Source organism: Streptomyces sp. NPDC093598 (assembly GCF_044764825.1).
Classification (GTDB): Bacteria; Actinomycetota; Actinomycetes; order Streptomycetales; family Streptomycetaceae; genus Streptomyces.
The window spans coordinates 134,221-146,617 of sequence record NZ_JBIWIV010000017.1 but is presented as its reverse complement, the minus strand read 5'-3'; the positions used below and the strand labels follow the sequence as shown (position 1 = coordinate 146,617).

The 12,397-nt window shown below is 70.3% G+C and carries 10 protein-coding genes and 1 pseudogene; 8 read left to right on the top strand and 3 right to left on the bottom strand.

The genetic code is table 11. The annotated features are described in order from the left end of the window. Positions 1–90: 90 nt before the first annotated feature. Positions 91–528, bottom strand: a complete 438-nt coding sequence (arfB, locus tag ACIRDU_RS33555) for an alternative ribosome rescue aminoacyl-tRNA hydrolase ArfB (RefSeq protein WP_403586754.1) — start codon at positions 526–528, stop codon at positions 91–93. A 160-nt stretch (positions 529–688) separates the two neighbouring features. Between arfB and ACIRDU_RS33550 the strand changes: the two genes are divergently transcribed. Both ACIRDU_RS33550 and ACIRDU_RS33545 read left to right on the top strand, forming a co-directional pair. Next, a complete protein-coding gene (locus ACIRDU_RS33550; protein WP_033312269.1) occupies positions 689–1,264 on the top strand; it encodes a TerD family protein in 576 nt (191 codons plus the stop codon). 111 nt (positions 1,265–1,375) lie between these two features. Continuing rightward, complete coding sequence (locus tag ACIRDU_RS33545; RefSeq protein WP_403586750.1) at positions 1,376–1,888, top strand: GNAT family N-acetyltransferase; 513 nt, start codon at positions 1,376–1,378, stop codon at positions 1,886–1,888. Positions 1,889–1,892: 4 nt separating this feature from the next. Here the strand turns inward: ACIRDU_RS33545 and ACIRDU_RS33540 are convergent, their stop codons facing one another. Then, the gene (locus ACIRDU_RS33540; protein WP_403586748.1) at positions 1,893–3,308 is read right to left on the bottom strand and encodes a M1 family metallopeptidase; all 1,416 of its coding nucleotides are present in this window, start codon (positions 3,306–3,308) and stop codon (positions 1,893–1,895) included. Positions 3,309–3,345: 37 nt separating this feature from the next. On the opposite strand from ACIRDU_RS33540, the gene ACIRDU_RS33535 reads away from it, so the two are divergent. Next, on the top strand, positions 3,346–3,846 hold the full coding sequence (locus ACIRDU_RS33535; RefSeq protein ID WP_355824202.1) for a hypothetical protein: 501 nt from the start codon (positions 3,346–3,348) through the stop codon (positions 3,844–3,846). 12 nt (positions 3,847–3,858) lie between these two features. Here the strand turns inward: ACIRDU_RS33535 and ACIRDU_RS33530 are convergent, their stop codons facing one another. After that, positions 3,859–4,536, bottom strand: coding sequence for a pentapeptide repeat-containing protein (locus ACIRDU_RS33530; protein ID WP_403586745.1), 678 nt, complete (start codon positions 4,534–4,536; stop codon positions 3,859–3,861). 127 nt (positions 4,537–4,663) lie between these two features. On the opposite strand from ACIRDU_RS33530, the gene ACIRDU_RS33525 reads away from it, so the two are divergent. From ACIRDU_RS33525 to ACIRDU_RS33505, 5 genes and pseudogenes are all read left to right on the top strand, one after another. Beyond that, a complete protein-coding gene (locus tag ACIRDU_RS33525) occupies positions 4,664–5,824 on the top strand; it encodes an FAD-dependent oxidoreductase (RefSeq protein ID WP_403586742.1) in 1,161 nt (386 codons plus the stop codon). A gap of 44 nt (positions 5,825–5,868) precedes the next feature. Next, complete coding sequence (locus ACIRDU_RS33520; protein ID WP_403586740.1) at positions 5,869–6,852, top strand: zinc-binding dehydrogenase; 984 nt, start codon at positions 5,869–5,871, stop codon at positions 6,850–6,852. Positions 6,853–6,964: 112 nt separating this feature from the next. After that, positions 6,965–7,922, top strand: a pseudogene (locus ACIRDU_RS33515) (aminoglycoside phosphotransferase family protein). Continuing rightward, complete coding sequence (locus ACIRDU_RS33510; protein ID WP_403586737.1) at positions 7,892–8,434, top strand: hypothetical protein; 543 nt, start codon at positions 7,892–7,894, stop codon at positions 8,432–8,434. Before ACIRDU_RS33515 ends, ACIRDU_RS33510 begins: the two are co-directional and overlap by 31 nt. Positions 8,435–8,895: 461 nt before the next feature. Then, positions 8,896–12,108, top strand: coding sequence for a tetratricopeptide repeat protein (locus tag ACIRDU_RS33505; RefSeq protein ID WP_403586734.1), 3,213 nt, complete (start codon positions 8,896–8,898; stop codon positions 12,106–12,108). Positions 12,109–12,397 lie beyond the last annotated feature (289 nt).

The following is a 12,397-nucleotide window of genomic DNA, read 5'->3' as shown; positions in this document are numbered from 1 at the left end:
CCCGCGTACTGGTTGTACTTGGGTGTTCGCCCGGTGCGGCGAGAGTGCGTGCCGGGCGTCGCGGGGCAGGCGGGACTTTGCGGACACCCCCTAGCCCCAGTTCCGCGCGGAGCGCCCCTGCTTCCTCTCCGAGCGCTGCTTCTTCTCCCGCAGCCGGCGTTCGTTGATGCCGCGTGGGATGCGGGTCGGCTTGCGGGGCTTGGGCGGGGGTGCGGTGGCCTCGGCCAGGAGCGCGGTGAGGCGTACGGCGGCGGCCTCGCGGTTGCGCCACTGGGAGCGGTGCTCGGAGGACCGAACGGTGACGACCCCGTCGACCAGGCGCCCGGCCAGCCGTTCCAGGGCCCGCTGCTTCCACACCGCCGGCAGCGCCTCGGTCTTCGCCAGGTCGAAGCTCAGCTCGACCTTCGAGTCGCTGGTGTTGACGTGCTGCCCGCCCGGCCCCGACGACCGCGAGAAACGCCACATGAGCTCGGCCTCGGGCAGGGAGACGGAGCCGCGGATGACATGGGGACCGGACATGCCCTCCATGTTCCCGCTCCTGACCCGTCCACGTCACCCGAATAATCGCGAGTAAAGAAAGTAAAGGAGCTGGAACCTCTCGTGCCCCTCTCCACGTTCATGGGGGTAGCTGTAGCTTCTTTGCCGCAGCTTCTTTGCCGCACGTAAACGAGGGAAGGGACTCCCAACAATGGCTGTAAGCCTGTCCAAGGGTGGCAACGTCTCGCTCACCAAGGAGGCTCCGGGCCTGACCGACGTCACCGTGGGCCTCGGCTGGGACGTCCGCACCACCACCGGCACGGACTTCGACCTCGACGCCTCCGCGATCGCGGTCAACACGCAGGGCAAGGTCTACTCGGACGCCCACTTCGTGTTCTTCAACAACAAGCAGACGCCGGACAACACCATCGTCCACACCGGTGACAACCGCACGGGTGAGGGCGCCGGCGACGACGAGGCGATCAACGTCAACCTCGCCGCCCTCCCGGCCGACATCGACAAGATCGTCTTCCCGGTCTCGATCTACGACGCCGAGAACCGCAGCCAGAACTTCGGCCAGGTCCGCAACGCCTACATCCGCATCGTCAACCAGGCCGGCGGCGCGGAGATCGCCCGCTACGACCTCTCGGAGGACGCGGCGACGGAGACGGCCATGGTCTTCGGCGAGCTCTACCGCAACGGCGCGGAGTGGAAGTTCCGCGCGGTCGGCCAGGGCTACGCCTCGGGCCTGGTCGGCATCGCCCAGGACTTCGGCGTGAACGTCTGACGACGCCCCTTTCGTCCACGTGTGGAGCCCCCGGCCACGGGTTTCGGGCCGGGGGCTCCGGCGTCCTCAGCGCACACCCGCACGCCCCCGCACGAAAGCCGACACCGCCCAGTGATCCTCGACCCGTTGACCCCTCCCGCCCCCGGCCCCGCCGTCCTCGAGGAACTCACGGCCCTCTACGCCTCCAACCACGAGTTCCACACCCTCAGCGGCGACTTCCCCGACCCGCACGACATCCGCCCCGACCAGGTCGCCGCCGCGCTGTCACAGGAGTGGGAGCAACCGGGCACCGAGATCCTGCTCGCCCGCAGCTTCGGCCGCCTGATCGGCATCGCCGTCACCCTCGCCCACCACCCCGACCCCGCCGACCCGGACCCGTGGATCGGCCTGCTGATGGTGGACGCGAGCCTGCACGGCCAGGGCCACGGCCGCCGCCTGGCCGCGCTCGTCGAGGACCGCTTCCGCGCTGACGGCCGCACCGCCGTACGCCTGGCCGTCCTGGCCGGCCACCACAAGGCCCTGGCCTTCTGGACGGCCCTCGGCTACCAGGTCGTCGACCACCGTGAGGATCTGCAACGCCGGCGCCCCTGCGCGGTGCTGCGCAAGGAACTGGCCACGCCATGAGGCCTCAGCCCCGCTCCGGCTTCCCCTCCCCGTGCAGCCACTCGTCCCAGACCGCCGAAAGGTCCTCCCCGGGCGCTCTCTTCTCGACATAGGCCGTGAAGTCGGCGCTATCGGCGTTGCCGTACCGGTACTCGGCCGCCCACCCCCGAAGGATCCCGAAGAACCTCTCGTCCCCGACGACCTGCCGCACCTTCTGCAACACCATCGCCCCCCGCCAGTACACCGGCGGGTCGGAGATCCGCGCGGCGCTCGGCGGGTCCGCCGGCGGAAACGCCCAGATCTCCTCCCCGGCCTCCTGCGTGTCGAAGTGGTCGCCGGAGTACAGCGCGTCGAACGTCTCCTGCGCGCTCTGACCGCCGTGGTCCTCCTCCCACAACCACTCCGCGTACGTCGCGAACCCCTCGTTGAGCCACATGTCCCGCCAGCTCTCCGGCGTGACGGAGTCGCCGTACCACTGGTGGGCCAGCTCATGGACGAGCAGCGTGATGCCGGGGGCACCGGGAAACACCGGGCGGCTCTGGGTCTCCAGGGCGTAGCCGAGGTCGGCCGCGCGGTCGACGATCGCGCCGCTGGAGGAGAAGGGGTACGCCCCGAACCGCCCCTCCGCCCAGCGCAGCACCTCCGGAACCCGCCCGAGCACGGGCCGGCTCGCCGCCGCCTCGGCCGGGTCGACGGCCGTGTACACGGGCAGGTCCCCGGCCCTGGAGCGGCTGATGTCGAAGCGGCCGATCGCGAGCGTGGCGAGATAGCTCGCCATCGGCTCACCGGCGTGCCACACGAACGTCGTACGCCCCCGTGCGGTCGTCTCGCTGCGCAGCTCCCCGTTGGAGACGGCCCGCAGCCCCTTCGGCACGGTCACCGTCAGGTCGTACGCCGCCTTGTCGGAGGGGTGGTGGTTGCCGGGGAACCACGCCATCGACCCCGTCGGCTCCCCCAGCGCCAGCGCCCCGTCCGAGGTGCGCAGCCAGCCCTCCCGGGAGCCGTCCGGGTCGGTGACGGTCTCGGGGGCTCCGGAGTAGCGGACGGTCACGCGGAACGTCTCGTCCCGGTCGATGTCGCCGTGCGGCCGGACGGTGAGCTCCTGCCCCGCGCGGTTGAAGCGGGCGCTCTCGCGGCCGACGGTGACCTTCTCGACCTCCATGCCGAGGAGGTCCAGGTTGAAGGCGGAGAGGTCCTTGGTCGCGCGGGCGGTGAGGGTGGCCGTGCCGGTGAGGTGGTGTGCGTCGGGGTCGTAGGCGAGGCGCAGGCCGTAGTGGGTGACGTCGTAGCCGCCGTTGCCGGCCTTCGGGAAGTACGGGTCGCGGACGCCGGAGCCGCCCGGGGTGCCGTGCACTCCGCCGCCGCACGCGGTGAGGACGAGCGCGCAGGCGAGCAGGGTGGCTGCGGGCAGCGTGGGGACAAGACGCACAGATCGGGCCACGATCGCGATCCTACGATCACGTGACACCATCACCTCCGTGCTCGACATCGGCTACGCCCTCTCCAACCGCTTCCCGGACCCGCCGCAGACCGACTACCGCCGCGCGGACGTCCGGGCGCTGCGGCACGACCTGTTCTGCGGGGACGTCTATCTGGCGGACACCAAGACGGATCACGAGGTGTCCACAGCCTGGGGATGGGTGCCGGTGCTCGACTTCGCGTGGGCGCTGTGCGACATCGTGGAGCGGATCGACCGGGATCCGGCGGGCTCCAGGGCGTCCCGGCCGCAGCGGGCGGAGCTGGACTTCACCGAGTCGACGGACCGGATGCTGTTCGAGCGCCGCTTCGGGTGGGTGGACATCGAGGCCGACTGGATGCGCGCGGAGGAGCCCGCCCTCACCGTCTCCCACTCCGAACTGCGCCGCGAGGCCCGGGACTTCCTGCACGACCTGATCGCCGACCTCACCGACCTGCACGACGACCTCGCGGACAACCCGGCGATCTGGACCCTTCAGGCCCGCTTCCCCCGCCTTCCGTGAACCCCGCGGGGATCAGCCCTCCACGCGGATCCCCCACTGCGCGGCCAGCACCGGCGCCAGATCCAGCAGCTGCGCCGTGCTGATCACCGCCCCCGACAGCCGGTCCAGCCCGCGGCCGATCTCCAGGGACGCGGCCCCCCGCAGGTCGACGTCGGTCAGGGTCGCCGCGTGGAAGTCGGCCCCCTTCAGCGCGCAGTCCACGAACTCCACGCGCTCCAGGCGGGCCCCGCCGAAGTCCGGCTCGACCAGGACACAGCCCTCGAAGACGACGTCTCGGAGCCGCGCCGTGCGCAGGTTCAGATAGTCGATCTTGCCGCCGTGGATGAGCACCCGCTCCAGCACCGCCCCGTGCAACTGCGGCCCGCCGAGCCGGGCATCGGTCAGCTGCACATCGCGCAGCGTCGCCTCGGCGAGGTCGGTGCCGACACCCCGGACGCCGGTGAGGGCCGAGTCCAGGACACGGGCGTGCCGCAGCCGGGTCTCGTCCAGCGCGCAGCCCGTCAGGGCACAGTCCATGAAGCGGGCGCCCGATCCGTCCTGCCCGGTGAAGTCCGCTTCCCGGAAGTCCAGCCCGTCGTAATCCCCGTCCGGCTCCAGCTCACCGCCCTCGTACGGCTCCAGCGCGGGCAGCCGCACCTCCGGTCGCCGCGCGCCCTTCACACCCGTACCGCCCGCCGCTCTCCTCGCCATGCCCCCATGCTGCACCCCGCCACTGACATCGGCCCTGACCTGCGAAAACACCCGCCATGTCACATTCCGGCCCCCTCGATCGTCGTACTCACAGCAGGCGACCCCGACCAGAGGGAGATCCCCAGCCATGCACCGCATCACCGTCATCGGCGGCGGCTTCGCCGGACTGACCGCGGCCATCACCGCTGCCGAGGCGGGCGCCAGGGTCACCATCCACGAGGCCCACCACACACTCGGCGGCCGGGCGCGCACCGCCGAGGGCCCCTACCGCACCAACGAGGGCCCGCACGCCCTCTACAACGGCGGCCCGCACTGGGCCTGGCTCAAGCAGCGTGACCTCATCGGCCCGCTCGCCCCGCTCCCGCCCCTGGAGGCGGCCCGGCTCCGGCTGCGGCACCAGGGCGTGCTGCGCCGCACCCCGCCCTTTTCGATGCTGAAGCTGCTGCGCCGGACGGGCCGGCAGGCGCCCGTGGACGTGGACTTCCTGACCTGGGCGACGGGCATCGCGGGCGAGGAGGGAGCCCGGGCCGCCGCCCACTACTCCGCGGTGGCCCTGTTCCACCACGACCCTGGTTCCCTGTCGGCCGCGTTCGTGCAGGAGCGGCTGCGCCGCGCCACGAAGCTGCCGCCCGAGGCCCATTACCCGCGCGGCGGCTGGGCGAGCCTCATCGACCGGATGGCCGCCCGCGCCTGGAATCTGGGCGTCCGGATGGAGACGCTGTCCCGCGTCGACACGCTCCCCACCGACACACCCGTCGTCGTCGCCACCTCCCTCGACGCCGCCCGCCGCCTGCTCGGCGACGACTCCCTGACCTGGCCGAGCGGCCGCACCGCCCTCGTCGACCTGGCCGTACGCACCCGGCGTGGGGACGCCTTCGCGGTCTCCGACCTGGACGCACCCGGCTGGCTGGAGCGGTTCACCGCCCAGGACCGCAGCCTCGCCCCGGCCGGCGAGCAGTTGATCCAAGGTCAGATCCCCCTCGCTCCGCACGAGTCCAAGGCCGACGGGACCGCCCGCGCCGAGCAGTTGCTGGACCTGGGCTTCCCGGGCTGGCGCGAGCGCGTCACCTGGCGGCGCGCGTCCGTGGCGAACGGCCGTACGGGCGCGGTCGACCTGCCCGGCACCAGCTGGCGCGACCGGCCGGCCGTGGACCGGGGCGACGGTGTCTACCTCGCCGGCGACCAGGTCGCGGCCCCCGGTGTGCTGTCGGAGGTGTCCTTCAACAGCGCGCTGACGGCGGTCTCTCTGGCCCTCGGCCGGCGCGAGCTTGACCTCAAGCAAGCTTGACGTTGAAGGCTGGTCGCACGGAACGCCCCACCAGAGGAGCTGCCATGCACGCCATCCGCCTGCACGCCTTCGGCCCGCCGGAGAACCTCACCTACGAGCAGGCCGAGGACCCCCGCCCGGGACCGGGGCAGGTCCGTATCGCCGTACGCGCGGCGGGCGTCCACCTCCTGGACGCCGCCCTGCGCGAGGGCATGCGGGGCGGCCCGGCGGCCGAGCCGACGCCGCTGCCCACCGTTCCGGGCCGTGAGGTCGCCGGTGTCGTCGAGTCCCTGGGCGAGGGCGTCGCCGGGCTGTGGCTCGGCAAGCAGGTCGTCGCCCACCTCGGCTTCGTCCCCGGGGGGTACGCCGAACTGGCCGTCACCGAGGTCGAGCGCCTGCACGAGATCCCCGGCAACCTGGACTTCGCCGAGGCCGTCGCCATGATCGGCACGGGCCGTACGGCGATGGGGATCGTGCAGTTCGCCGACCTCGGCCCCGACTCCGTGGTCGTCGTCCCGGCCGCCGCCGGAGGCATCGGCACCCTCCTCGTGCAGTACGCCAAGAACGCCGGCGCGACCGTCGTGGGCCTCGCGGGCGGACCGGAGAAGACCGCCCGGGTGCAGGCGGGCGGCGCCGATCTCGCCGTCGACTACAAGGACCCCGCCTGGCCCGCCAAGGTCCGCGCGCACCTCGGCGGCCGGACCGCGACCGTCGTCTTCGACGGCGTCGGCGGCGACATCGCCCGCGAGGCCGTCGCCCTTCTCGGCCCGGGCGGCCGGCACATCGTGTTCGGCTGGTCCGGCGAGGGCATCCGGGACGGCGGGCCCTACCTCGTCGACGGCGTCTCCGAGGAGGTCCTCGGCCCCGTGATGCTGGGGAAGGCCGGCGGACCCGACCCCGTCCGCACCCTGGAACTGCGCGCCCTGACCGAGGCCGCAGCCGGCCGCCTCACCCCGGCCGTACAACGCTTCCCGCTGCGCGAGGCCGCGGCGGCGCACCGGGCGCTGGAGACCCGGCGCACGACCGGGAAGGTGGTTCTGGAGCCATGACCGGTCCCGGCGAGAGCGCCCCCATTGCAACCGGCGGCCAGGCAGGTAACCCCTGAGGCCACCCGGCACATTCGCATGACCCAACCCGGCGCGCCCCACTACCGTGCCGGGAGTGATCGACATTCCCCGGGAACTGGCGGCATCACAGGAGAAGTACAACGGCGAGGCGGGCCGCGCCTTCATCGCCGGACTGCCCGAGCGGACGGCACGCTTCCTCGACCACTGGTGCCTCAGACCCGACGGACCACCCATGCACGGCGTCTCGGCCCTGGTCCTCCCGGTCGTCCGCGCCGACGGCACCCCCGCGGTCCTCAAGCTCCAGATCCTCGACGAGGAGAGCGAGGGCGAACCGGTCGCGCTGCGCGCCTGGAACGGCGACGGGGCCGTCCGCCTCCTCGACCACGACGAGCCCACCGGCGCCATGCTGCTGGAACGCCTCGACGAGACCCGCATGCTGTCCCACGTGCCGGACCCCCACCAGGCCGTGGTCACCATCGCCGAGCTCCTCGCCCACCTCACGTCCTTCCCCGCCCCGCCCGGCATGCGCCGCCTCGGCGACATCGCCCAGGGCATGCTCGACCGGACCCCCTGGGCCCTCGACCGCATCCCCGACCCGGAGGGCCCGCCCCCTCGTCGCCGACTGCGCGGCCGCCGTACGCGAGGTCGTGGACGAGCCGGGCGACCGCCTCCTCCACTGGGACCTGCACGACGAGAACGTCCTCGCCTCCGACCGCGCCCCCTGGCTCGCCATCGACCCCAAGCCCCTCGCCGGCGACCCCGGCTTCGAACTGTGGCCCGCCCTCGACAACCGCTACGACCCCGACGACATCCTCTGGCGCTTCGACGCCATGACCGACATCCTCGCCCTGGACCGCGACCGCGCCCGCGCCTGGACCCTCGGCCGCCTCCTCCAGAACGCCCTGTGGGACATCGAGGACGCACGCCCCCTAGACGACGCCCAGCTGGAGATCGCCCGGCGGTTGAGAACACCCGGCCCTCGCCCACCCCGGCCCGGGCATGTGAAGAAAGGGAGGTCCACATGCCGGACACCTCGAACGTCGTCCCGCTGATCACCGGGCTGGGCGGTGCCGTGATCGGAGCGGCGGCCGCCGTCTACGTACCGATGCGCCAGCGACGGCATCAGTCCCGGGACGAGGAACGGTCTTCGCGTGAACGCCTCACCCGCGAGGAGATCAGCGGCCTCACCCGGCTGCGGACCACGGGCCGGGCCTGGTTCGACGTCCTGCTCCGTGCCGACCAGAGCCTCAGAGCCGGACTGGACATCGAGCTCGACCGCTTCGACGACGAGATCACCAGGACCAGCCTCGGAGCGGCCTCCGCCGCCTATCAGCAACCGAGGCCCCAGGGAGAGGCCCATCAGGAAGTCGACAGTCTCTCCGCGCGGATCTTCGATGAACTGCAGGACCTCTCCTGGAAGCTCCGGGCCCAGATCGTCCGCGGAACCGCGGAAGACGTCCCCGACTTCTCGGAGCAGATCGACCGCATCAAGGACCTCCGAGCAGCCCTCAACATGAAACTGCTCGAACGCATCGAACAACTCTCACGCCAGCTGCTGCGCTGAACCCGCTCCAGGGGCCCGCACGCCCCTCACTCGTTGCCGGTGCCCGGCTGATTCGCCGGGGTGTCGGCCACTCCGCTGTTCCCGGACCCACTGCGCCTGAACCGCCAGCTGGTCAGAGCACACCTGACCAGGGGTTTCAGCAGAGCCCCCTGTCGGATTCGAACCGACGACCTACGCATTACAAGTTGTCGGATTTTGATCCACCGGCTTCCACAGGCATCCATCACGAGAACGAATTACCGGGTCAGCCTTGTTGTCAGACGACCATGAACCATGGTGGACCACCCCAGATTCCTCGCCGACTGAGACCACAACTGAGACTGAGGAGTCTTAAGATCCGTGCTGGACAGCGAGGCATCCAACCGGCCTACCGAGGGGACTGAGATGGGGGCACGCAATAGGCCGTCGGGCAGAGAAAGGCCAATGGTCACCGTTCGCCAAGAAAGTCGGCGGGTTCTGCGGTGACGGACTTCACCTTCCAGGCGATAGGGACTGGATCCGTCGCCGCCCATCACATCGGGACAGCGATCACCGGCCCGGTCAACGTTCTGACGACCGAGTTGCTGAACTCGGCGCGCGATGTCCAGGCACCTGCCGGACTCAACAACCTGCCGCCGCTCCCCCTGTGTTTCGGCCGCACGAGCGAGCTGGGCTGGCTGCGCGGCACGCTCGGGCAGCCCTCCGCCGGGACTGCCGTCGTCCAAGGCCTCGGCGGTGTCGGCAAGAGCACCCTCGCGCTTGCGTATGCCCACAGACACCGTCGCGACTACACCGTGGTGTGGTGGATTGCCGCCGCATCACCCGACCACATCGAGCAATCGCTGGCCGACCTCGCTCTGCGACTGATCCCCGTGTGGGCCGGCAGCGCGTCTACCCAAGAACGCGCCGTCTGGGCGATGTCGTGGCTGCAGTGGCATCCGGGGTGGCTGCTGATCTTCGACAACGTTGAGAATCCGGCCGATCTGCAGCCCTACGTCAGCACGTCTAACGGCCACATCATCGCCACCAGCCGACGATCAGCTAGCTGGCCTACGTCCGTCGCAACGCTGGCCCTCGACGTACTCGACCTAGCTGCAGCGAGTGAACTCCTCTGTAGCCAGGTACTCGGTGCGACTTCGCCGACCCACCGTCAGATTCAGGAGACCCGGGCCCTCTCGGCCGACCTGGGGCAGCTTCCCCTCGCCCTGATGCAGGCTGGCGCCTACCTCGCGCAGAACCCAACGATCAGCATCGAACGTTACCGCCAAAGGCTGATAGGCGCGTTGGACAAGGCTCCCGAAGGTGTAGACCCTGAGCGCACCGTCGCCCGGATCTGGCGCCAGACGATTAGCACCCTCACGGAGCGCAACCCTCTGGCAGTCCGAGTCCTGTCCACACTGGCGTGGCTAGCACCCGACGACATCCCAGTTGGACTGCTGACCCCTATCAGCGACGAGAGCGACGACCTTCACGAAGCCCTTGGGGTGCTTGCTGTCTACTGCATGGTCTCCCTCACTCAGGACTCGGTGAGCATCCACCGCCTCGTCCAGACCACGCTCCGGAACCAGCCGCCCATCGGTGACAGCGCACCAATCGGCAGGCTAGAGGCCGAACAGCTGCTGAGCGCTGCGGTCGCCCCCCTGGGAGAACCACCCGACTCTGGCCGGTCCCCCGCCTGGGATCGGCTGCTCCCGCACCTCATCGCGCTCGCTGCCACCACTCCTGACGGGCACGCTGACACCTTTCCCGCGGGACGGTACGCGAGCGCTGCACTCTATCTCCAGGGCCTCGGTCATGACGCCCGCGCGGTTCCGCTGCTCACGGCGGCCCTCGCCCGCTGCGAAGCGCTCGCTGGCGCCGAGCACGAAATCACCCTGAAGGTCCGTTCGAACCTGGGCGACGCCTACTACGGAGCCGGGGACTTCGAACGGTCCATCGCCATCCTCGAACCGTTGGTCGCTCAGTGCGCGCAGGTACTCGGCGACTCGCATCCGGGGACGCTCACCGTCGCCGCTAACCTTGCCAACTCGTACCGTGACTCCGGCGATCTGGCCCGTGCCATAACACTCCACGAGGAGACGTTGGCCCGGCGTAGGCACGCACTTGGCAACGATCACCCCGACACTCTCGTCAGCTGCGAGGAACTGGCCCGCACCTACCATGCGTCCGGCGACTTGGATCGTGCTGTCTCTCTGCATGAGGCCACACTCACGCAGTACCAGCGATCCCTAGGACCAACTCACCCTGCCACGCTGAGCAGCCAGCACGGTCTAGCGGCGGTCTACCTCGCTTCAGGCGACCTGTCCCGCGCCATTCCGATGTACACCGCCGTCTTCGCACATTGGCAGCAGGCGTTCGGCGACAGCGATCCCGAAACCATCACCAGCCGGAACAACCTTGCCTACGCCTACCTGATCGCCGGACGTCCTGACCAGGCAGCGCAGCACCTCGAGACGGCCCTGGCCCGATGCGAGGAGGTCTACGGCGAGGCGTACCCAGAGACCATAGCCATCCGTGCGAACCTCGGCTGCGCCTACAGGGACGCTGGAGACTTCACCCGTTCGCTTCCATTGCTGGAGACCGCGGCCGCGCAGAGCGCCCACCTCCTCGGCGACGGCCATCCCCAGACCTTGACCACCAGGAACGGGCTGGCGCAGGCATACCGGGCCGCCGGCCACGCTGGACGGGCGATCGCCCAGTACGACACGATTCTCAAACACCGTGCCACGGTGCTCGGCGAGACCCACCCCCATACCCTCGCCACCCGAAGCGGCCTAGCGAATGCCTGCCTCGCGGCGGGCGACCCTGCTCGCGCCGTCCCGCTGTTCGAAACCCTCGTCGCCCAATGCGCGCAGGTCTTCGGCGAGTCCCACCCAGACACCCTGTCCAACTACATCGGCTTGGCCGACGCACTACGCCAGACGGACAATCCGGCGCGGGCCGTGTCCCTCGCGGAGTCGACGCTGGAGCGGTGCGTCCGTTCGCTCGGCGAGGACCACCCGCACACCATCGTGTGTCGGAGCAACCTGGCCCTCGCACACCTCACAGTCGGCGACGCCCCGCGCGCCGTCCAGCTCCTCGAAGCCGCCGTGCGCAACGCCAGCCTCATCTTCGGCGACACGCACCCGCACACGGTCACCAGCCGGACGAACCTGGCCGCCGCTCACATGGAGTCCGACAACGCGGCACAGGCAGTCGCCGTCCTGGAGGACGTCCGCGCCCAGCTGGAGGCCGAACTCGGCCGCGTCCACCCGCAAACACTTCACTGCACCGCCATGCTGGCCCGCGCCCTCGGCGGGTCCGGCGGCCTCCCCCGGGCGACCGAACTGCTGGAACACAGTGTCGCGCTCGCCGAGAAGGAACTAGGCGTCACCCACCCGGACACACTCAAGCAACGGCAGTACCTAGCTGAGATCTACCGGGCCAACGACCGACCCGACTTGGCTGTGCCGCTGTACGAAGCCAACCTCACTCACTGGCAGCAGACCCTCGGCGACCACCCGGATGTCCTGAGCACCCAACTCACCTTGGCGGACACCCACCGGGAAGCTGGTTCACACCAAAACGCGATCGCCGTCTATCGCGTAGCCCTCGGCCGGATCGAGACCACCCTGGGTCCGGAGAACCCGCTCGTCGCACAGGTCCGCGCAAGGATCGACGCAGCCAAGAACGCCACTTCGCGGTCTGACCATTAGTCCGCAATTGAGGTTGTCCGTTTCCCTGGTCAGTGCGGCCTGGCAGTCGGGAGCGGGGCCAGGCCGCGCCAGAGGCAGGTAGGTGTTCGCTTGGCTCGCGCGGAGTGAGGCCGTCGACGGTCCGCGATTGCCGCATGCGTGCTGGCTGGGCGGCTTAGTCTGATGCCCTGGCCTCAGTCAATGACAGGATTTAGGGGTGGGTTGTGGGAGCGGAGATCGTGCAGTTTTTGGAGCAGGCAGGGCCGTATCTAAGCGCGGCCCTGGGGGCCTACGGTGCGGGGGTACTGGC